The sequence below is a fragment of the Rhodanobacter koreensis genome (assembly GCF_054782855.1).
Genome location: NZ_BAAGRR010000012.1, coordinates 586,175 through 605,991, shown reverse-complemented (window position 1 = coordinate 605,991; position 19,817 = coordinate 586,175). Strand labels below are relative to the sequence as shown.

Below are 19,817 nucleotides of genomic sequence, written 5' to 3'. Positions count from 1 at the left end.
ATACCGGAATCGGAGCATGCCGCGATTGTGCCTGAAGCGTCAGGCTTGCCTAGTGGTGATGGGTGTAGCCGCCACTGTGTCCGCCGCCATTCGAAACGTGGCCGTGCCCAGTAGCGGTAGGCCCATGGCCTCCCTGCCAGTGTCCACCCTGACCATGATAGCCATGGTAATAACCACGGTAGCCATAGCCACCGCGGTAATAACCTGGCCCGCCGTACCAGAGATTCACGCCTGGCGCGTAGCAGCATCCGTAATAACCGTAGTAGCCGCCGTCGTAATAGCCCGGCCCCGCGTAGTAGCCGTCACCATAAACCGCGGTACCCGTGTAGTAGGCACCGCCGTAGCCGGCGCTTCGCACATAGCCCGGGTCGTAATAACAGCCTGACAGTGTCGCCGCAGCGACAATCAGGGCAAGACCGGCGAAAAGGCGTTTCATGATCCGTCTCCTTCTGGAGTGACGACACCATGCTGCGACGTGGTGCTTGAACACGTACTGAGTGTTGATGCGTGACCGGACGGTGTTTACCCGCCAGCCATGTAGTGTGGACAGGCTGCAGGCGTGATCAGTCCTTGCGCCGGCCCTGCTCCCCGCGCTGGGCGGCCAGCACGCGACCATCGCCGTACTCGCCACCTGTTGCAGCCACGGGTGGATGCAACTCTGCACCATTCGCACCTGGCTGCGCCGGATTGGCGCCTGGCCAGCTTGGTCCCTGCCGTACCCGCTCCTGCTTGGCTTCAAGCAGCGCCTGGATATGTGCTACCGCTTCTTCCGGACTGATGTGCTTGATCGGCGCCTCGGCCACCGGGCGTTTGCGCGCGACTGCCTTCCTGACGACTGCCGGTTTGCTCGCCGGCTTGCCCGCAGCCGGCCTGGCAGCGGCCTTGCTGACTGGACTCCTGGCGACCTTTCGGGCGACCGGCTTCTTCGCGACAGCCTTCCTCGCAGCGACCTTGCGGGTACTGACCTTTTTGGCCGCGATTTTCCTGGTACCGACCTTCTTCGCCGCCGGTTTCCTGGCCGCGGCTTTCTTCGCTACCGTTTTCTTTGCAGCAGGCTTTCTGGCGGCGGCTTTCTTCGCCGCCGACTTCTTCAGCGCCCGCTTCTTCGTCGCTGACTTGCTCGCGGCGACCTTCTTCACGGCTGTCTTGCGAGGGGCTGTGCTGCGTCCGGATGTCTTTTTTGCAGACGTTTTTCTGGTGGCCGCCTTTTTGACAGGCGCCTTCTTTGCCGCGGATTTCTTCGCGGCTGACTTGCGGGTCGTGGCCATGCGTGCTTTCTCCTGCGGTGGTCGATGGGGCCAAGCCAGTATGCGCGCCTCGATCGCCGTCGGCACCCATCGCCGCAAATGCCGTTCAGTCTCGGCGCATCGAATGAATGCATCGACTGTCGGTGCACCCGCACATCAGAAACTTGGGCGCATCAGCGCATTGAGAAAATACGGCAACACCCGCGGCTCCATCAGCAAGGTGAAGATCACGCCATAGAGCGCACCCCACAGATGCGCACTATGGTTGACGCTGCCCTGGCCGCGCCGATCCATGTAGATCGAGTAACCGGTGTACAGCACGGCGTAGACGATCGCCGGCATCGGCACCACCAGCACGATGATGCGCGACCACGGCGCCAGCAGAATGTATGCAAACAGCACCGCCGACACCGCACCCGAAGCGCCGAGGCTGCGGTAATTGGGGTTGCCGCGATTCTTCAGATAGGTCGGCAGGATCGATATCACCAGGCCGCCGATATAGAACAACGCGAAACCGAGCATGCCCAGTCGGTCGGCGAAGAACCCCTCCATCGACCGCCCGAAGAAGAACAGCGTGATCATGTTGAACAGCAGATGGTTGAAATCCGCATGCACCAATCCGTAGGTCACCAGCCGGTGGTATTCGCGATGACGGGTGATCGCCGGCGGCCACAGGATCAGGTCGTTCATCAGCCGGGTGTTCTTGAAGGCCATGAACGAGACGATGCAGGTGATGGCGATGATGGCCAGGGTAATCAGCATGAACAGTTCCGCAGCAAGTGAACAAACCCCGGCATCTTGGCGCTCCGGCCCGCGCTTGTCGACTTTCCGCACACGTCGCCCCGCTCGACCAGTTCTTATGTCCCATGACCCGCGCCGATATTCCGAAAGGTCACTGCCCTGAACGCGGCGGCACGGCTATCATCCGCCGTTTCACGCAGCTTCCTGCTGCGTCACGGAACCACGACCTTGCTTCGTTACCTGCATCTGGACGTCTTTGCTGCGACTCTCGGCGGCGGCAATCATCTTGGCGTGGTCATCGGCGCTGAAGACTGGAGCGACGAGGCCATGCAGCGTTTCGCGCGCTGGACCGCCCTGGTCGAAACCACCTTCCTGCTGCCGCCGACCGATCCGAAAGCCAGCTACCGCGTGCGCATCTTCACCCCGCACAAGGAAATCCCGTTCGCCGGCCATCCCAGCATCGGCAGTGCACATGCGGCGCTTGAATGCAGGCTGGCCGAACCACGCGATGGCCTGCTGTGGCAGGAATGCGGTGCCGGCGTGCTGCCGATCCGGGTGGAAGGTAGCGGTGCCAGCCGTGAGCTGCTGCTGAAGTCGCCCGGCGAGCGCGTACTGGACACCGGCCGCACGGCGCACCCGCTGCTGCCAGCAGCGTTGACCGGCATCGAAACCGGCGTACTGCCGCCGGCACTGGTCGACGGAGGCCGTCGCTGGTGGCTGGCCGAAGTCGCCGACGAGGCCAGCCTGCGTGCATGGCAACCCGATCATGCGGCGATCGCTGCATTGGCGCAGGCCAGCGACAGCATGGGCCTGTGTGCATTCGCCCGAACTCGTGATGCGGACTACCAGCTCGTCGTGCGCGCCTTCCCGGCCGGCGTCGGTATCGTCGAGGATCCTGCCTCCGGCGCCGCCAACGGCCTGATCGCCGCCTACATCGCCCACGCCGAACCGCAGGGCACGCTGGCGCGCGGTTACCACGTCAGCCAGGGCCGCGAGATCGGCCACGATGCGCGCCTGGTCGTGCAGATCGATGGCAGCGCGACCTGGGTCGGCGGGCGCAGTCACACCGTGGTGGACGGATCGCTCGACTGGCTGCCGCACGAGTGATCCCGCCTCGTCATCCCGGCGCAGGCCGGGATGACGAACTCGTACAGTCAGCCTTGTTTGCGCTCGTCCAGATGGGCGCGTCGCGCCGCCACCAGAGCCAGTGCCGACCAGTCCAGTTCCGCATCGCCGGCAGCCAGAGCTTCCAGCAGGCTGTCGCGCAGCACGCCGGCGAACGGCAACGGGACGCGTGCCGCCGAACCTGCCGTCAGTGCCAGCTCGACATCCTTCAGGCCAAGCGGCAGCGCAAACCCCGCCGGCTTGAAGTGCTGTTCGGCAATCAGCTTGCCGTAGCCCTGATAGGCCGGCGCGGCGAACAGGGTATTCGTCATCACTTCGAGGAAATCCGCTGCGCTGATGCCGTGCGCGCGGGTCAGCGCCGTTGCCTCGGCCATGCCCTCGATCGCCGCAGCCAGCATGAAGTTGCCGGCAATCTTCGCCACGTTGGCCCGCTCGGGCGCCTCACCCAGCGGCCACACTTTGCTGCCCATCGCCTCCAGCAGTGGCCGCACGCGCTCGATGGCCACGGGCGGGCCGGCAGCGAGGATATTCAGCTTCGCCGCGGCCGCCATGTCCGGACGCCCGAACACCGGCGCGGCGACATATTGCAGCCCACGTTTCGCGTGTTCCTCGACGAGCTGCTTGGCCAGCGCCACCGAGATGGTTGCGTGATTCACATGCACCATGCCGCGATCCATCGCATCGAGCAGGTCGCCGTCGAGGAATACCTCGCGCACTGCCTGATCGTTCGCCAGCATGCTGCACAGCACCTCACCCTGCGCGGCACGGTCAGCCGTGCGGGCCACCTTCGCACCGAGTGACGCCAGCGGCTCCGTGGCTGCTTCGGAACGGTTCCACACCGTCACCGCGTGGCCGGCAGCGACCAGGTTGCTGGCCATCGCGCTGCCCATGGCGCCCAGGCCGATAAATCCGACTTTCATGAAGGCTTCCTCATCGTCAACGATGGCGCAGTGGAACATCCCGTGCGTTCAGGGCACGCGAAACGTCCACCTGCAACGAAAACACGGACCGCTAAACCACTTCGCCCGCGGCCTGCCCCGAGGCCCACGCCCACTGGAAGTTGTAACCGCCGAGCCAGCCGGTGACATCGACCACCTCACCGATGAAATACAGGCCAGGTACCAGCCTCGACTGCATCGTGCTGGAGGACAGGCCATCGGTATCGACGCCACCCAGGGTGACTTCGGCGGTGCGATAGCCCTCGCTGCCGCTGGCAGTGATCGGCCACGCGTTGAGTTGCGTGCCGATCTGCATCAGCTCCGCTTCGCGATACTGACGCATCGGCCGATTCTCGAACCATTGTTCGCACAGGCGTTGCGTCAGCCGTTTCGGTAGCGCGTCGCCGAGTATGGTCTTCAGCTCGGCGAGTGGCCGTGCGGCGCGCTGCTCGATCAGCCACGCACTCACATCCTGATCGGGCAGCAAGTCGATGCGCAGGTCATCGCCCGGTTGCCAATAGGAAGAAATCTGCAGGATCGACGGCCCGCTGATGCCGCGGTGGGTGAACAGCAGGCCGGCGCGGAAGCTCTGCTTGCCAATGCGTGCTTCCACCGCAGGCAGCGCCACGCCGGCCAGATCCTGGTAATGCTCCTGATGCTTGCCGCTCAAGGTCAACGGCACCAGGCCCGCGCGCGTCGGCAGTACGTTGTGACCAAACTGACGCGCCAGTTCGTAGCCGAAACCGCTGGCACCCATGCTGGGTATCGACAGACCGCCGCTGGCGACCACCAGCGATTCGGCATGCACTTCGCCGCGCGCGGTGAACACGCTGAAACCTTCTGGCGTCTTGCGCACGCGCCGCACACCACAGTTTGCTTCCACCGTGACGCCAGCCGCGGCGCATTCGTCGAGCAGCATGCGCACGATCTGCTTGGATGAGTCATCGCAGAACAGCTGGCCAAGCTCTTTTTCGTGGTACGCGATACGGTGTTTCTCGACCAGCGCAATGAAATCAGCCGGGGTGTAGCGCGCCAGTGCGGACTTGGCGAAATGCGGGTTGGCCGACAGGTAGTTCGCCGGCGTCGCGCCGGTATTGGTGAAATTGCAGCGGCCACCACCGGACATCAGGATCTTCTTGCCGACCTTGTTGGCGTGGTCGACCGCCAATACGCGGCGCCCGCGCTGGCCCGCGGCGATCGCGCACATCAGCCCGGCGGCGCCGGCGCCGATGATCAACACGTCTGTTCTCAAGATTTCACCATGTTGTCGACACCGTGCCCGGGTGGTCATTCCGGCTTCCGCCAGGAAGACGAGCGTGGAAATCCGGCATTATCCACCAGGGGTATCGCTTACACTCCCCACTTCGCTTTCCATCGAGCTGACGCCATGCCCTCCTTTGACGTGATCTCCGAAGTCGACAAGCACGAGCTGACCAATGCGGTCGACCAGGCCAACCGTGAATTGACGACGCGTTTCGACTTCAAGGGGGTGGACGCAAAGTACGCCCTGGATGACTTCGTCATCACGCAAAGCGCACCGAGCGACTTCCAGTTGCAGCAGATGCTGGACATCCTGCGCGGCCGGCTGGTGGCGCGGAAGATCGACATCCGTGCCCTGGACGCCGGCGAACCCGAGGTGAATCTGGGCGGTGCGCGTCAGAAGATCACCATCAAGCAGGGCATCGAACAGCCGGTGGCGAAGAAACTGGTTGCCTCGCTGAAGGAAGCCAAGCTCAAGGTCGAGGCGCAGATCAACGGTGACAAGCTGCGTGTCAGCGGCAAGAAGCGCGACGACCTGCAGCTGGCGATGGCGGTGTTGCGCAAGGCTGATGTCGAGCTGCCGTTGCAGTTCGACAACTTCCGCGACTGAACTGTCAGGCTTTCGAAAGCAGCCGGCCACCCATCGCCGCATTCACCGCGATCACGATGACTACCGCCAGCGCGTGCGTCAGCAGGTCGGTCGCGGCGGCATCGTAGGCATGGCAGATTTCCAGCAGGCTGGCTGAAGCCGCTGCACTGGCCAGACCGATCATCACGGCCGTAAGCACCGGTCGCAGCGGGAAGGCGCGACGCAGCAGCACGATCAGCAGTGCCGACAGCGGGATCGAGAAGCTGATGATGAAGATCAGGCAATCGGCTGACTGATGCATGCTGGCGACATGGGTTCCCGGCACGATCCACTCGCGCAGGCAACCGAGGCCGCTGGCACCGATCCACAGCAGGGCACTCGGCAACGGCAGCCATGCCCATGCGGCGCGATGCCCCGGTACGCCCAACGCAAACGCAGCCCAGGCGGCGCAGATCGTGGTGAGCACCGCACCGATGCCCGCCCAGGCCAGATCCGGCGCAGCGGCCCAGCGTTGCAGCATGCCGCTCGCGCCGTAATGCCTCAGCAACACGGCGGCAATGACCGCGACTGCCAGCAGCCAGCCGGCTGTGCGCAGCCACGGGGGCAACAGACGACGCACCGGCACCAGTTCGGTACCAAGGCGGTCTATCAGTGCCTCATGCAGTCGTGGGTCGGACATGGTACTCAGGGTTCTCCGTGGAAACGGTCGCGCAGCGCCTTCAGCGCGCGATGCAGGTTGACTTTCAATGCGCCGGTGTTGCGTCCGGTGAGTTCGGCCGCCTCGCTCAGCGAGCGCTCGTGCAGACCCAGTTGCTCCACCGCCTCGCGCTGGCCCGGCGGCAGCTCGGCGATCGCTTCGCGCAATCGTTGCGCGCGCTGCTGGCCCTCGGTGGCGGTACTGGCATCGTCAGCATCGGGGTGGCTGTCGATCGCGAATTCATCGTGGATCTCGCGCCGATCACGCCGACCGCTGCTACGCAGGGAGTCGATCGCGCGGCGACTGGCGATCGCGGTGAGCCACGCATCGTAGGAGCGCGCCGGGTCATAGGTGTGGCGCACGCGATGCACGGTGATCAGGGTTTCCTGCACCACGTCATCCAGCTGATCAAGTGCCACGCCCTGCCGCCGTGCGGCTGCGCGGATCAATCCCAGCGAATCGGCCAGCAGTCTTTCATAGGCGCGCCGGTCGCCCCCTTGGGCAGCCGCCATCCACGCCGCCCGACGCTGCTCGGGCGATTCGCTGTCGTTGGCAGCGGTGGATTCGACGGTCACGGTCTGATGGACACTTGCCCAACGGGAAAGTCCACTATCTAGACCCATGAAGCCGGTGGCGGTCAAGGCTTGCGACATGCTTGCTCCCGGGCAGGCTCCTCAACAGGTCTTCGCTGCGTCCGCCGACAGGGTTACCTCGTACAAGCATGTAACTGCCGGCGGCCGGCCGGCGAATACCAGACAAACCCCCAGTGGATGCAACCCATGCTCGTGTTGATCCTCGCCTACCTCGGCGGCGTCCTGACCATCCTCAGTCCCTGCATCCTGCCGGTGCTGCCATTCGTGTTTGCCCGCTCGGATCGGCCGTTCATGCGCAATGGCTTCCCCATGCTGCTGGGCATGGCGATCACCTTTGCCGCCGTGGCCACGCTGGCCGCGCTCGGCGGTGGCTGGGCGGTGCATGCGAACCAGTACGGCCGCTACGTGGCGATGGTGGTGCTGGCCTTCCTGGGCCTGACCCTGCTGTCGACGCATCTGGCCGAATGGATCAGCCGCCCGTTCGTGGCGCTGGGCAACCGGCTGTCGCAGCGTTCGGCCGGCGATGGCGATTCGATCTGGGGCGCCGCCGGTCTCGGCGTCGCCACCGGCCTGCTGTGGGCCCCATGCGCGGGGCCGATCCTCGGACTGTTGCTGACCGGTGCCGCCCTGAACGGCGCCAGCGTGCAGACCACCCTGCTGCTGCTCACCTATGCCGGCGGCGCGGCGACCTCGCTCGGCCTCGCCCTGCTGATCGGCGGCAAGGTGTTCGGCTTGATGAAACGCTCGCTGGGTGCCGGCGAGTGGGTGCGCCGCGTGCTTGGCGTGCTGGTGCTGGCCGGGGTCGCATGCATCGCGCTTGGACTGGATACCGGGCTGCTCACCCGCGTCTCGCTGGCCAGCACGGGCGGTATCGAGCAGAAGCTGATCAACGCGGTGCGTCCGGCACCAGCACCTGATCCGGTGGTGAAAGCCGGGGAACCGTTGCCGGTGGAAGGCGAGATGCCGTCACTGGCCGGCGCCACCCAGTGGCTGAACAGTCCACCGCTGACGACCGAATCGCTGCGCGGCAAGGTGGTGCTGGTCGACTTCTGGACCTACTCCTGCATCAACTGCATCCGCTCGCTGCCGTACGTGCGCGGCTGGGCCGACAAGTACAAGGACCACGGCCTGGTGGTGATCGGTGTGCACTCGCCGGAGTTTGCCTTCGAGAAGGATCCGGCCAACGTCGCCAAGGCGGTCAAGGATCTGGGCGTCGACTACCCGGTCGCGCTGGATGACAACTACGCGATCTGGCAGGGCTTCCACAACGAGTATTGGCCGGCGCATTACTTCATTGACGCGCGGGGACAGATCCGCCACCACCATTTCGGCGAAGGCGGCTACCAGGCAAGCGAAGACGTGATCCGCCAGCTGCTGACCGAGGCCGGCCAGAAAAACCTGCCCGGCGGCTATGTCAGCGACGACCATCATGGCGTCGAAGCCGCCGCATCGAACGACCCCACCCGCTCGCCGGAAACCTATGTCGGTTATGCCCGCGCAATGAACTTCGCCGGCGGCAAGGTGGCACATGACGACACCTGGGACTACCACGCTCCAAGCGCGCTGACCGCCGATCAGTGGTCGCTCGACGGACACTGGACCGTGCACGGCGAAAGTGCACAGCTCGACACCGCTGGCGGCGGCATCATCTACCGGTTCCGCGGGCGTGACCTGCACCTGGTGCTCGGTCCGGGCAGCGACGGCAAACCGATCCGCTTCCGCGTCACCATCGACGGCAAGGCACCCGGTGCCGACCACGGCATGGATACGGATGCCGATGGCAACGGCAGCGTCGACAGCCAGCGCCTGTACCAGCTTGTGCGCCAGGCCAGCGGCAGCGGCGAGCGGTTGTTCGAGATCACCTTCCTCGACCCCGGTGTGCAGGCATACGCCTTCACGTTCGGCTGATTCGGATGTCCGTTGCGGGAGCGACTTCAGTCGCGACGCTTCCGCATCATTCAAGAAAGAGCGATCGCGGCTGAAGTCGTCACCACAAAAAATGCATTTCAACGGAGGCTGCCATGTCACGTCTTGATGAAACCCTCGCGATGGATCGCCGCCGCTTCCTGCGCGCGGCGGCAGCCGGCGGTGCGCTGCTGGCGGTCGGCGGCAGTCTGGTCGTGCCGCGCCTGTTTGCCGCCGACGCCACGTCGGTCGGCAAGCCCGGTAACGTGCTGCTGGAAATCTTTTCCGACGACGGCCGCGATCTCGGTCCACGCCAGGTAGCGAAGCTGGTGCTGACCGATGCGCAATGGCGGCAGCGATTGTCGCCGGCGGCGTTCGACGTGATGCGCCGCGACGGCACCGAACGGGCCTTCAGCGGCGAGCATGAGAAACCCGCCCATGCCGGCCTGTTCCGCTGCGCCGCCTGCGCCACGGCGCTGTACGACGCGGCCACCGAATTCGATTCCGGCACCGGCTGGCCCAGCTTCTGGCAGCCGATCGCGGCACGCAACCTGATCCAGAATCGCGACAACAGTTTCGGCATGGATCGCACCGCGATCAGCTGCGCCGGCTGCGACAGCCATCTCGGCCACGTCTTCGACGACGGTCCGCGGCCGACCGGCCTGCGCTACTGCATGAACTCGGTGGCGTTGCGCTTCGTGGCACTAACGGCAGGCTGAGCTGTACAGTCGATATACCGGTGATGTACCGGATATAACCCGCCGCCGGGCAGCCCTCGACATCGGCATGCTGGCGCGCGCATATACTGCAGACGACATCCACCCGCGGGAGATCGCGCGCATGAATCGGCTGACACGTCTTGCTCTTGCGTCACTGTCATTGGCTTCACTTTCGCTGGCCTTCCCCGCGCTCGCACAGGCAGCAGATGGCTATGTCACCGGCAACGTCAATCTGCGTGCCGGCCCCGACCCAAGCTATCCGCTGGTTGACCAGCTTCCCGCCGGCACCGAAGTCGACGTGCAAGGTTGTACCGATGGCTGGGAGTGGTGCGATGTGATCAACGCCAACGACGGCAGTCGCGGCTGGATCGCCGGCAATTTCATCCAGTACGAATACCAGGACCAGCCCGTGCTGCTGCCCGAGTACGGCGCGCAGATCGGCATTCCGATTGTCGCCTTCACGATCGGTGCGTACTGGGACAACTACTATCGCGGCCGGCCGTTCTATCGCGAACGCGAAAGCTGGTACCACCGCGACATTCCGCGCCGACCGCCACCGCCGCGGAATGAGCTGTACCGCGGACCGGTACGCGGCGGCCCGGGCAATCACTACAACCCTTCGTACCGCGGATCACAGCCGGGTCATCCAGGGCCGGTCAGAGCGGAACACGCGGTTCAGCCGACCGAGAATGGGCGGCCGCAGTCGTACGGCAATCGTCCGCCGGAGGCCAATCGTACCCAGCCGGTCCAGAACAGCCGGCCGCAGCAATATGGCAACCGCCAGCCGGAAGCCAATCATGCCCAGCCGGTCCAGAATGCCAGGCCGCAATTCAGCGGGAACCATCCGCCAGCCGCCAACCATGGCCAGCCGGCCCGGCCAGCCAATGACAAGGCCAGGCCGGCCGAGCGCAAGGACGACCACGACACTCACTGATCGCTGGATCACGTGATGATGGTGCGGCGGGGTGAACCTGTTCATCCCGCCGCACTCGTTCTCGTAGCGCCCTTCCCGTGGCGCGCGCGGCGGTCGATACTGCGGCATCGCATCCGACCGGCGTGTGGCCATGACTGACCTGCTTTCTCCCGACCTGTTCTCAGCGGACGTACTCGCTGCGCAGCCGCTGGATCATGCACTGGCGCTGCCGGCACGCTACTACACCGACCCACGCATGCCGGCGCTGGATGCCACGGCGGTGTTCGCGCAGAGCTGGCAGCTGGTCTGCCATCAGTCGCAGCTGAGCGGTGTAGGCGACCATGTGGTGACGGCGATTGCCGGCCTGCCGTTGCTGATCGTGCGCAGCGATGCCACCACGATTCGCGCCTTCCACAACGTCTGCCGCCATCGCGCCGGGCCGATCGCCAGTTGCGATGGCCGCGGCGCCACCGCGTTGCGCTGCCGCTACCACGGATGGACCTACGGACTGGACGGTGTGCTGCGCGGCGCGCCGGAGATGGGCCGCACACCGGACTTCGACCCGGCCACGATCCGCCTGCCTGAAGTGCGCGTGCAGGTCTGGCAGGGACTGGTCTTTGTCGCCACCGGCGAGGCTCCGCCGTTCGACGAATTCGTCGCCGGCATCGACGCGCGGCTCGGCCCGGAACGCTCGCTGGCCGGTTTCGAATTCCATCACCGCGCCAGCTGGGAAGTCGCCTGCAACTGGAAGGTCTACGTGGACAACTACCTGGAGGGCTATCACGTGCCGCACATCCATCCGGGCCTCAACAGCGTGCTCGACTACCGCAGCTACATCACCGAGACGGCGCAATGGTATTCGTTCCAGTTCAGCCCGCTGGACAGCGGCGACGACCTGTACGGCAGCGGCGAGGCGCTGTACTACTTCCTGTATCCCAACGCGATGCTCAACATCCTGCCCGGCCGCCTGCAGACCAACCGGGTGCTGCCGCTGGGCGTCGATCGCTGCCGCGTCGAATTCGATTTCTACTACGCTCCGGCGGCCAGCCCCGAAGCGCTGGCGCGGCGCGCGAAGGACATCGCGTTCAGCGACGAAGTGCAGGACGAGGACGTGACGATCTGCGAGGACGTGCAGCGCGGCCTCGCCTCCGGCTCCTACGAAGCCGGCCGGTTGAATCCGCTGCGCGAGAACGCCGTGCACCACTTCCACGAACTGCTGCGCCGTACCTACCGCACCGCACGCGCACCCACATGAGTCGCGACACGCGCGTACTCGGCCTGTGGACGCTGATCGCGCTGGTGGTCGGCAACATGATCGGCTCCGGCGTGTTCCTGTTGCCGGCTGCGTTGGCACCGTACGGTGCGGCAAGCGTGCTCGGCTGGGCATTCACCCTGGGTGGTGCCTTGTTGCTGGCACTGGTCTACGCATGGCTGGCGCAGGCGATGCGCAACCATGGTGGCGGTTACGGCTATGCGCGCAAGGCGTTCGGCGACGGCATGGGTTTCGTGGCGGCGTGGAGCTACTGGGTCAGCGTATGGACGGCCAACGCGGCGATCGCCGTGGCGTTTGCCGGCAGTCTCGGCGCGGTGTGGCCGCAGGCCACCGCAACACCATGGCGTGGTGCCGCCTGCGCGCTGGGAGCGCTGTGGTTCTGCACCGTGGTGAACCTGGCCGGCATACGCGAGGCCGCGCGCATGCAGTTCGTCGCCACCGTGCTCAAGCTGGTGCCGTTGCTGTTGTTCGGCGTGATCGGGCTGGGCTGGGTCCATCTCGATGCCTATCGACCGTTCAACCCCAGCGGCCAGCCTCTGCTCCAAGTCACCACCGCCGTGGCGGCATTGACGCTGTGGGCATTGCTCGGGCTGGAGTCGGCGACGGTTCCGACCGGCGTGGTGCGCGATCCCGAACGCACGGTGCCGCGCGCCACCGTGATCGGCATGCTGATTGCCGGCATCACCACCATGCTCGCCTGCACCGTGGTGATCGGCCTGTTGCCGATCGACGTGCTGCGCAATTCAGCGGCGCCGATGGCCGATGCAGCGAGCCAGTTGTGGGGGCCGCTGGCCGGCGTCGGCGTCGGCGTGGTCGCCACGGTCTCCTGCTTCGGTGCACTCAACGGCTGGGTGTTGCTGCAGGCGCAGACACCGCTGGCGGCGGCACAGGACCGGGTGTTTCCTGCAGCGTTCGCGCGAGTGGATCGTCACGGCACGCCACGTTTCGGCCTGCTGCTCAGCAGCGTGCTGGCCAGCGCACTGATTGCTGCCAACTACAGTCGCAGCCTGGTCGCGCTGTTCACCTTCTCGATCCTGCTGTCCACCGCCACCTGCCTGCTGCCGTATGTGATCAGCGTGCTGGCATGGTGGCGCATCGATGTCTCCGCGCAGGGGTGGCGCAAGCTGATTGCCTCGGGCGCCTTGCTGTACAGCCTGTGGGCACTGGTCGGCACGGGCGCGGAGTCCCTGTGGTGGGGACTGGTGCTGCTGATCGCCGGATTGCCGATCCATGTCTGGCAGCGCATCAACGCCAGGCCTCACAAGAAGATCCAGCCAGGCTGACCAGGCGCTTGCGCCGTCACTGCATCCGGTCCAGAGTAACCAGGCCCTTCGGCACCTGATGGAACGCGAACCCGGCAACGATCGTTGCCGGGCGGCTACACGGGAGATGTCCTCGATGAAACGTCTTGCCTGGTTGGTTCTTGCTTCCCTTGCACTGGCCGTACCCGCCCTGGCGCAGGCTGCCGATGGCTACGTCACCGGCAACCTCAATCTTCGCGCCGGCCCGGATGCCAGCTACCCGCTCATCACCACGGTTCCCGCCGGCACTGCGGTCAATATCCAGGGCTGCACCACCGGCTGGGAGTGGTGCGATGTGATCACCATGGGCACGCGCGGCTGGGTGGCCGGCACCTACATCCAGTACCAGTATCAAAACCAGCCGGTGATCGTGCAGGAGTACGGCGCAAACATCGGCATACCGATCGTGAGCTTCGTGATCGGCACGTACTGGAGCAACTACTACAGCAATCGTCCGTTCTATCGTCAGCGCAATGACTGGTACCGCCGTCCAATCATCAGTCGTCCGCCACCGCGGCCGATTCATCGCCCACCGCCGCGCCCACAGCCGGGTCATGGAAACAGGCCGCCACCGCGCCCACAACCAGGCAATGGGAACAGGCCGCCGCCTCGCCCGCAGCCGGGCAACGGGAACAGGCCGCGGCCGGGTACCGGGAACCCGGGCCAGGGACAGAGACCGCCACCGGCCCAGGGCAATCGTCCTCAACCAGGACAGGGCAATCGCCCACCGCCGACGCAAGGCAAGCCCGGCCAAGGCAATCGTCCCAAGCCACAGACCCGACCAGCGCCTGCCGACAAGAGCAAGAACGGCAACTGACTGCGCTTGTCCAGCACCTTCGCCAGACGCCGCGGCCAACCCGCGGCGTTTTGCAATCGGAGCTTCGTCGCGATCGGCGCAAGCGCGGCATCAGGCGGTCAATCGTGGCTGCCCCATGGGCACCAACCCCGCCCGCTCTGCGCATAGCGATCCGCTGCATGTTCAAACGGATTGCGTGCACTGACGCCGCCGCACAGCAGGTACAACGGCAGGAAAAGCGGCCCGAACAGCATGTACTGATGCACATGCGCGCGCTCATGATCGGCCAGCGACACCGGTGGCTCGATGCCATGGCCGGCGCGATGCGCATAGGTGAAGCAGAGCGTGTCCAGCCGTTCGCCGGTATGCAGGATCACATTACCGAGCGTCAATGCGCCGCCGGATCCCCATGGCCATGGCCAGCGGCACACCACTACAGCCAGCACACCCGCCTGCCAGTGCATGCGCGCACCGAATGCGCAGCCGATGATTCCGGCCAGCAACCCGAGCAGGCTGTTCGGCAAGGTCCAGCACATGCCGAGTGCCACCAGCCCACGCAACAGCAGCCGTGGCATCGACTCGCCGGTGTCATGCAAAGGTCTTTTCATGCTCATCCGCCTCGGCACCTGTCGCCGGCTTGGGTTTGCCCAAGGCTGCCGCCATTTTGCCGGTATCGCGCGAAATACCCCGTCCCATGCCGGAGTCTGCCATGAGCACGCCACTGACGATCCCCTGCCCGCATTGCGGCGCGCTCAATCGCGTGCCCGCTGCGCGCGTGGGCGAGCAACCGAATTGCGGTCGATGCAGGCAGGCCCTGTTTGACGGGCACCCGGTCGAACTGACGACCGCGAACTTCGACGCCATTGCCGGACGCGGCGACCTGCCGGTACTGGTGGATTTCTGGGCACCCTGGTGCGGGCCATGCGTCGGTTTTGCGCCGGTGTTCGCGCAGGCCGCACGCCGGTTCGAGCCTCGCCTGCGACTGGCCAAGCTCGACACCGAGGCACAGCCGCAGCTGGCCCAGCGATTCGGCATCCGCAGCATCCCCACCCTGATCCTGTTCCGTCAGGGCCACGAGGTTGCGCGGCAGTCCGGCGCGCTGAATGCGGCACAACTGCAGCAATTCGTCCAGACGGCGCTTGCACGGCCCTGAGCCGCCCGCACCCATGCCTTTGTGCACACTCCGGCCGCGTCGCGGGCCGCTACGCTTGGACCTTTAACCCACGAGGAAATATCCGTGCGCAAGTCCCTGCAAACGGCCCTGCTGGCAGCCATGGTGCTGGCCGGATTCAATACATCGGCGCTGGCGGCCGACTCCCACAAGCCGCCGGCGACCCAAGATGCAGCCAGCAGCAATGGCTTCCATCTGCCGCCGTTTCCGGCCGACGCGCACGTGACGCAGTCCACCACGGTGGATGGCAGGACGCTCAAGTACACCGTCACCGTGGGCTCGCTGCCGGTGCGCAACGAGAAAGGCGACATCACCGGCGAAGTGGTGTTCACCGCCTACACCATGGCCGGCAAGGATCGCCCGGTGACGTTCGCGCTAAACGGCGGTCCGGGTGCCTCGTCGGTGTATCTGAACCTCGGTGCGATCGGCCCGAAGAAGGTGAACTTCGGCGTCGAGGGCGACAACCCGTCCGACCCCGCGACCCTGCACGACAATCCCGGTACCTGGCTGGGCTTCACCGACCTGGTGTTCATCGATCCGGTCGGCACCGGCTTCAGCCGCGCGCTGGTGGACGACAAGGAAGCGACCAAGCAGTTCTACAGCACCGACACGGACATCAAGTATCTGTCGCGCATCGTCTACGACTGGCTGGTGAAGAACGGCCGCATGACCTCGCGCAAATACCTGGTCGGCGAAAGCTACGGCGGCTTCCGCGGCCCGCGCATCACCGACTACCTGCAGACCCAGCTCGGCGTGGCGATGAACGGCGTGGTGCTGTTGTCGCCCTATCTTGATCCCGCCGCATCCGACGACGAAAACGTGTCGCCGCTGCCGTGGATGCAGACCCTGCCTTCGATCGCCGCCGCGCACCTGGAGCGCGAGCACAAGCTCACCGCCGAGGCGATGGCGCCGGTCATCGAATACACCCGCGGCGAATACGCCAGCGACCTGATGCGCGGACGTTCCGATCCGCAGGCCACCGAACGCGTGGTGAAGAAGGTCACCGAACTGACCGGACTCGATCCGCTGTTCGTGAAACGCTCGGGCGGCCGACTGGAAACCCAGGCCTACCTGCGTGAGGTCTACCGTGCCGAAGGCCGCCTGGGCAGCCGCTACGATTCCAACGTCACCGCATGGGATCCGTTCCCGTACGCACCCCATCAGCAGACCGGCGACCCGATCCTCAACGGCATCATCGCGCCGACCACCAGCGCCATGGTCAACTTCGTCACCCAGACCGTGGGCTGGAAATACGAGGGCCGCTACAACGCGCTCAGCTACGAGGTGAACAAGCTTTGGCACGAGGACGACGACGCCAACAAGGGTTCGGTCTCGCAACTGCGCGAAGCCGTCGCGAACGATCCAGGCTTGCGCGTGCTGATCGCCCACGGCTGGGACGACCTGTCCTGCCCGTTCATGGCCTCGGTGCTGATCGTCGACCAGATGCCGGCGATGGGTGATCCGACCCGCGTGCAGGTGAAGGAATATCCCGGCGGCCATATGTTCTACGCGCGCCAGGACAGCCAGGCAGCGCTGACCGCCGACGTGCGGGCCTTGTACGGCGTGAAGTAACCGGTCGTGCCGGGGTATGCGATGCATGCCCCGGCAGATGGATGCACGAAGAAGCTCAGCGCGCCACGGTGCTGGCGCGCACCAGATATTGCAGGCTGAACATCTGCGCCGGGTCGGTCCATGTGCGCAACACGGCCAACCCGGCCCTGGCGGCCAGCGCAGCGAAGTCGGCCATCGAATACTTGCAGCTGTATTCGACCTGCATCGCCTCGTCTTCGCGGAACGCCACGTTCACGCGCCCGACTTTCACCTGTTGTTCCCGCCGACTGACGATATGCGTCTCGATGCGCCCGGCCATCGGGTTGTAATGCGCCCGATGGGCAAACGCCGACAGCTCGAAGTTGCAGCCGATCTCGCGGTTCAGCCGGGTCAGCATGTTGAGGGTGAATGCTGCAGTGACGCCGGCATGATCGTTGTAGGCAGCTTCGATCAGCGCCTGATCCTTCTTCAGGTCCACCCCGATCAGGATGCCGCCAGCATCGCCCATCTCGTTGCGCATCTTGCGCAGCAAGACCGCTGCCTCCCGGTTCTCGAAATTGCCGATGGTCGAGCCCGGGAAGTACACCACCGTGCGCCGCGGAGCGCGCGGCGGTATCGGCAGGCGCAGTGGCTTGCTGAAGTCGGCGCACAGCGGCTGCAATGACAGTTGCGGAAATTCCCCGGCCAGCCGCGCGACACTCTGGCGCAACGGCTCGGGCGAGATTTCCACCGGCACATAGACGACCGGCGCATGCAGATGCTGCAGCAGCATGTGGGTCTTGCGTGCATTGCCGCTGCCGTATTCGACCAGGCGTACTTCGCTGCCGAGGGTATCGGCGATGTTTTCCGCGTGTTCGGCCATCAGCTCGATTTCGCAGCGCGTGAGGTAGTACTCCGGCTGCTCGCAGATCTGCTCGAACAGGGCGGAGCCGCGCTCGTCGTAGAACAGCCACGAAGGCAGCCGCTTGGGCTTGAGCGCGAGGCCGCGCTGGGCGACTTCCAGCAAATCGTTTACCGGCGGGCGACGATCGTCGTCGCTGACGCCACAAGGTTGCACACTGCTCATCGGTTCTGTCCCAGTCGTAGCCCGGCAAACTGCCAGCGGGCATGAGGCGGAAAGAAATTGCGGTAACTGGCGCGGATATGGCTGCGTGGCGTGACGCAGGAGCCACCGCGCAACACCCACTGCCCGCACATGAATTTGCCGTTGTATTCGCCCAGCGAACCGGGCAACGGGCGAAAGCCCGGATAGCTGACGTACGGCGAGGCGGTCCACTCCCACACATCGCCATACAGCTGCTGCAAACCGTCGCCGGCTGTCGCCGCACTTGGCTGGAAGCGCTGGTCGTCCTGCAGATTGCCGATGATCCCGACACCCTGCGCCGCCGATTCCCACTCGGCCTCGGTCGGTAGCCGCGCGCCCGCCCAACGGGCAAACGCCTCGGCCTCGTAATAGCTCAGATGGCACACCGGCTCATGCGGATCGAGCGCACGCACGCCGGCCAGGGTGAACTCGCTGACCAGGTCGGCCTGCCAGTAGATCGGATGCTGCCAGCCCTCGCGCTGCACCGTCGCCCAGCCGTCGGAAAGCCACAGGCCAGGTTCGCGGTAGCCCCCCTCGCGCACAAAAGCCAGGTATTCGGCATTGGTCACCAGCCGGTTGGCCAGTGCATGCGGTTGCAGCAGGGTGCGATGGCGTGGCGTTTCATTGTCGAACGCGAAGTTCCCGCCACGATGGCCGATTTCGACGATGCCGTCGCGACCATCGACAAAGCGCAACGGCAGCGCTTTCGTGTTCGTCGCGCCGGCAAGAGGAGCCCGATACGCCGGCTGCAATGGATTGCACCAGAACGCATGCTTGATGTCGGTCAACAGCAGTTCCTGATGCTGTTGCTCGTGCTGCATACCCAGCTCCACCAGCGTGGCCAGTTCCGCATCCTCACTGCGGGCCAGCAACCTGCTCACCGCATCGTCGATGTCATGCCGGTACCCATGCACTTCGTCCAGCGACGGCCGCGACAGCAGGCCACGCTGGGGGCGCGCATGCATCGGGCCGACCGATTGGTAGTAGGAGTTGAACAGGTAATGCCACGCCGGGTCGCGCGGCCGCCAGGTCGGATCGCGCGCCAGCACGAACTGCTCGAAGAACCAGCTGGTATGCGCCAGATGCCACTTGCCCGGGCTGGCGTCCGGCATCGACTGCACCAGCAGATCCTCGGCGCTGAGGCTGGCGCACAGATCGAGGGTCCGTTGCCGTACCTGCCGGAATCGCGCGGCGATCCCCACCGGCCCGGACAGCTGCGTACTCGCCATCAGCCCTCCCACCGAGCAGCTGTCAGCAGAGTTGAAGCACGGGGTACCTTGCGGCGTGAGTGGCTCAAAAACATGCCCGCCAGCATGCCGTGCGCATCGTTCAAATCGTGTGATACGCAGATGACGTTTCATCGCAGCCATGGACAAGGGCAGCGCGCAGGCAGCACCTTCCGTCCGGCATGTTGCACAACATCAAAAACAAAAGAGCCCGGCTTTCGCCGGGCTCTTCAATCGCTTCTAAAACATACTGGCTTAGTTGCTGTAGCCGTCATCGCGGACGTAACTGCCCGGCGGTGGATTGTTGTAGATCACCGTACGGCTCACCACCGGCGGACCGTCCTGGTAGACCACGCCAGGCTGTGCATAGACCACACCCGGCTGCGCGTAAACCACCGGAGGGCCGTAATACACCGGCGGCGGGCTCAGGGCATTCGCCACCAGTCCGACCACGGCACCGGTGACGATCGCGCCTGCAATCCAGCGACCGCCGCTCCAGTAACCGCCACGCCCATGCCCATAGTAGCCACCATGGTAACCATGGTAGCCGCCGTGATAACCGCCCCAGCCACGGGCTGATGCGGAGAGCGGCATCGCCGCAGTTGCCGCGATCGCCAGGCCCAGGACTGCCAGCTTGCCCAGATTACCGAAACGTTTGGTCATGACACTTCTCCGTTGAGACGCTGCC

21 protein-coding genes and 1 pseudogene are annotated in these 19,817 nt (G+C 65.2%); 10 read left to right on the top strand and 12 right to left on the bottom strand.

Annotated elements, in window-relative coordinates; genetic code table 11:
- Positions 1-49 precede the first annotated feature (49 nt).
- The 4 genes and pseudogenes from ACYVKM_RS16360 to ACYVKM_RS16345 all read right to left on the bottom strand — a co-directional run bounded on the left by ACYVKM_RS16360 (position 50) and on the right by ACYVKM_RS16345 (position 2,009).
- Positions 50-436 (bottom strand): LptM family lipoprotein, encoded by a 387-nt coding sequence (locus tag ACYVKM_RS16360; RefSeq protein ID WP_460878673.1) that lies wholly within the window; start codon positions 434-436, stop codon positions 50-52.
- A 127-nt stretch (positions 437-563) separates the two neighbouring features.
- Complete coding sequence (locus ACYVKM_RS16355; RefSeq protein ID WP_460878938.1) at positions 564-803, bottom strand: hypothetical protein; 240 nt, start codon at positions 801-803, stop codon at positions 564-566.
- Positions 804-920: 117 nt separating this feature from the next.
- Positions 921-1,268: pseudogene (locus ACYVKM_RS16350) on the bottom strand (histone H1-like repetitive region-containing protein); the annotation flags it as partial.
- Positions 1,269-1,403: 135 nt separating this feature from the next.
- A complete protein-coding gene (locus tag ACYVKM_RS16345; RefSeq protein ID WP_460878672.1) occupies positions 1,404-2,009 on the bottom strand; it encodes a rhomboid family intramembrane serine protease in 606 nt (201 codons plus the stop codon).
- 207 nt (positions 2,010-2,216) lie between these two features.
- Here ACYVKM_RS16345 and ACYVKM_RS16340 point away from each other — a divergent pair, with 207 nt between their 5' ends.
- Entirely contained in the window at positions 2,217-3,095 is an 879-nt protein-coding gene (locus ACYVKM_RS16340; protein ID WP_460878671.1) for a PhzF family phenazine biosynthesis protein, read from the top strand.
- A gap of 47 nt (positions 3,096-3,142) precedes the next feature.
- On the opposite strand, the gene ACYVKM_RS16335 is transcribed toward ACYVKM_RS16340, so the two are convergent.
- Together ACYVKM_RS16335 and ACYVKM_RS16330 are read right to left on the bottom strand one after the other, a co-directional pair.
- Positions 3,143-4,033: an NAD(P)-dependent oxidoreductase gene (locus ACYVKM_RS16335; protein WP_460878670.1), complete on the bottom strand. Its 891-nt coding sequence runs from the start codon at positions 4,031-4,033 to the stop codon at positions 3,143-3,145.
- Between the two features lie 91 nt (positions 4,034-4,124).
- Positions 4,125-5,342 (bottom strand): BaiN/RdsA family NAD(P)/FAD-dependent oxidoreductase, encoded by a 1,218-nt coding sequence (locus tag ACYVKM_RS16330; protein WP_460878669.1) that lies wholly within the window; start codon positions 5,340-5,342, stop codon positions 4,125-4,127.
- 96 nt (positions 5,343-5,438) lie between these two features.
- Between ACYVKM_RS16330 and ACYVKM_RS16325 the strand changes: the two genes are divergently transcribed.
- Positions 5,439-5,921: a YajQ family cyclic di-GMP-binding protein gene (locus ACYVKM_RS16325; RefSeq protein ID WP_460878668.1), complete on the top strand. Its 483-nt coding sequence runs from the start codon at positions 5,439-5,441 to the stop codon at positions 5,919-5,921.
- 4 nt (positions 5,922-5,925) lie between these two features.
- On the opposite strand, the gene ACYVKM_RS16320 is transcribed toward ACYVKM_RS16325, so the two are convergent.
- Together ACYVKM_RS16320 and ACYVKM_RS16315 are read right to left on the bottom strand one after the other, a co-directional pair.
- Positions 5,926-6,579, bottom strand: a complete 654-nt coding sequence (locus ACYVKM_RS16320; RefSeq protein WP_460878667.1) for an NrsF family protein — start codon at positions 6,577-6,579, stop codon at positions 5,926-5,928.
- Between the two features lie 5 nt (positions 6,580-6,584).
- Positions 6,585-7,250, bottom strand: coding sequence for a sigma-70 family RNA polymerase sigma factor (locus ACYVKM_RS16315; RefSeq protein WP_460878666.1), 666 nt, complete (start codon positions 7,248-7,250; stop codon positions 6,585-6,587).
- Between the two features lie 126 nt (positions 7,251-7,376).
- Here ACYVKM_RS16315 and ACYVKM_RS16310 point away from each other — a divergent pair, with 126 nt between their 5' ends.
- The 6 genes from ACYVKM_RS16310 to ACYVKM_RS16285 all read left to right on the top strand — a co-directional run bounded on the left by ACYVKM_RS16310 (position 7,377) and on the right by ACYVKM_RS16285 (position 14,118).
- On the top strand, positions 7,377-9,098 hold the full coding sequence (locus ACYVKM_RS16310) for a cytochrome c biogenesis protein DipZ (RefSeq protein ID WP_460878665.1): 1,722 nt from the start codon (positions 7,377-7,379) through the stop codon (positions 9,096-9,098).
- Positions 9,099-9,211: 113 nt separating this feature from the next.
- Positions 9,212-9,814 (top strand): peptide-methionine (R)-S-oxide reductase MsrB, encoded by a 603-nt coding sequence (gene msrB / locus ACYVKM_RS16305; protein ID WP_460878664.1) that lies wholly within the window; start codon positions 9,212-9,214, stop codon positions 9,812-9,814.
- A gap of 121 nt (positions 9,815-9,935) precedes the next feature.
- A complete protein-coding gene (locus ACYVKM_RS16300; protein ID WP_460878663.1) occupies positions 9,936-10,748 on the top strand; it encodes an SH3 domain-containing protein in 813 nt (270 codons plus the stop codon).
- 130 nt (positions 10,749-10,878) lie between these two features.
- A complete protein-coding gene (locus ACYVKM_RS16295) occupies positions 10,879-11,982 on the top strand; it encodes an aromatic ring-hydroxylating oxygenase subunit alpha (RefSeq protein WP_460878662.1) in 1,104 nt (367 codons plus the stop codon).
- Complete coding sequence (locus tag ACYVKM_RS16290; protein ID WP_460878661.1) at positions 11,979-13,283, top strand: amino acid permease; 1,305 nt, start codon at positions 11,979-11,981, stop codon at positions 13,281-13,283. The genes ACYVKM_RS16295 and ACYVKM_RS16290 overlap by 4 nt, the downstream gene beginning before the upstream one ends.
- 115 nt (positions 13,284-13,398) lie before the next feature.
- A complete protein-coding gene (locus ACYVKM_RS16285) occupies positions 13,399-14,118 on the top strand; it encodes an SH3 domain-containing protein (protein ID WP_460878660.1) in 720 nt (239 codons plus the stop codon).
- A gap of 98 nt (positions 14,119-14,216) precedes the next feature.
- Here the strand turns inward: ACYVKM_RS16285 and ACYVKM_RS16280 are convergent, their stop codons facing one another.
- Positions 14,217-14,705: a hypothetical protein gene (locus ACYVKM_RS16280; protein WP_460878659.1), complete on the bottom strand. Its 489-nt coding sequence runs from the start codon at positions 14,703-14,705 to the stop codon at positions 14,217-14,219.
- A gap of 101 nt (positions 14,706-14,806) precedes the next feature.
- On the opposite strand from ACYVKM_RS16280, the gene trxC reads away from it, so the two are divergent.
- On the top strand, positions 14,807-15,250 hold the full coding sequence (gene trxC / locus ACYVKM_RS16275; protein WP_460878658.1) for a thioredoxin TrxC: 444 nt from the start codon (positions 14,807-14,809) through the stop codon (positions 15,248-15,250).
- Positions 15,251-15,334: 84 nt separating this feature from the next.
- Positions 15,335-16,840, top strand: coding sequence for a S10 family peptidase (locus tag ACYVKM_RS16270; RefSeq protein ID WP_460878657.1), 1,506 nt, complete (start codon positions 15,335-15,337; stop codon positions 16,838-16,840).
- Positions 16,841-16,895: 55 nt separating this feature from the next.
- On the opposite strand, the gene egtD is transcribed toward ACYVKM_RS16270, so the two are convergent.
- The 3 genes from egtD to ACYVKM_RS16255 all read right to left on the bottom strand — a co-directional run bounded on the left by egtD (position 16,896) and on the right by ACYVKM_RS16255 (position 19,792).
- The gene (egtD, locus tag ACYVKM_RS16265; protein WP_460878656.1) at positions 16,896-17,885 is read right to left on the bottom strand and encodes an L-histidine N(alpha)-methyltransferase; all 990 of its coding nucleotides are present in this window, start codon (positions 17,883-17,885) and stop codon (positions 16,896-16,898) included.
- Complete coding sequence (gene egtB / locus ACYVKM_RS16260; protein WP_460878655.1) at positions 17,882-19,132, bottom strand: ergothioneine biosynthesis protein EgtB; 1,251 nt, start codon at positions 19,130-19,132, stop codon at positions 17,882-17,884. Before egtB ends, egtD begins: the two co-directional genes overlap by 4 nt.
- Positions 19,133-19,384: 252 nt before the next feature.
- Positions 19,385-19,792 (bottom strand): hypothetical protein, encoded by a 408-nt coding sequence (locus ACYVKM_RS16255; RefSeq protein ID WP_460878654.1) that lies wholly within the window; start codon positions 19,790-19,792, stop codon positions 19,385-19,387.
- Positions 19,793-19,817: the final 25 nt, after the last annotated feature.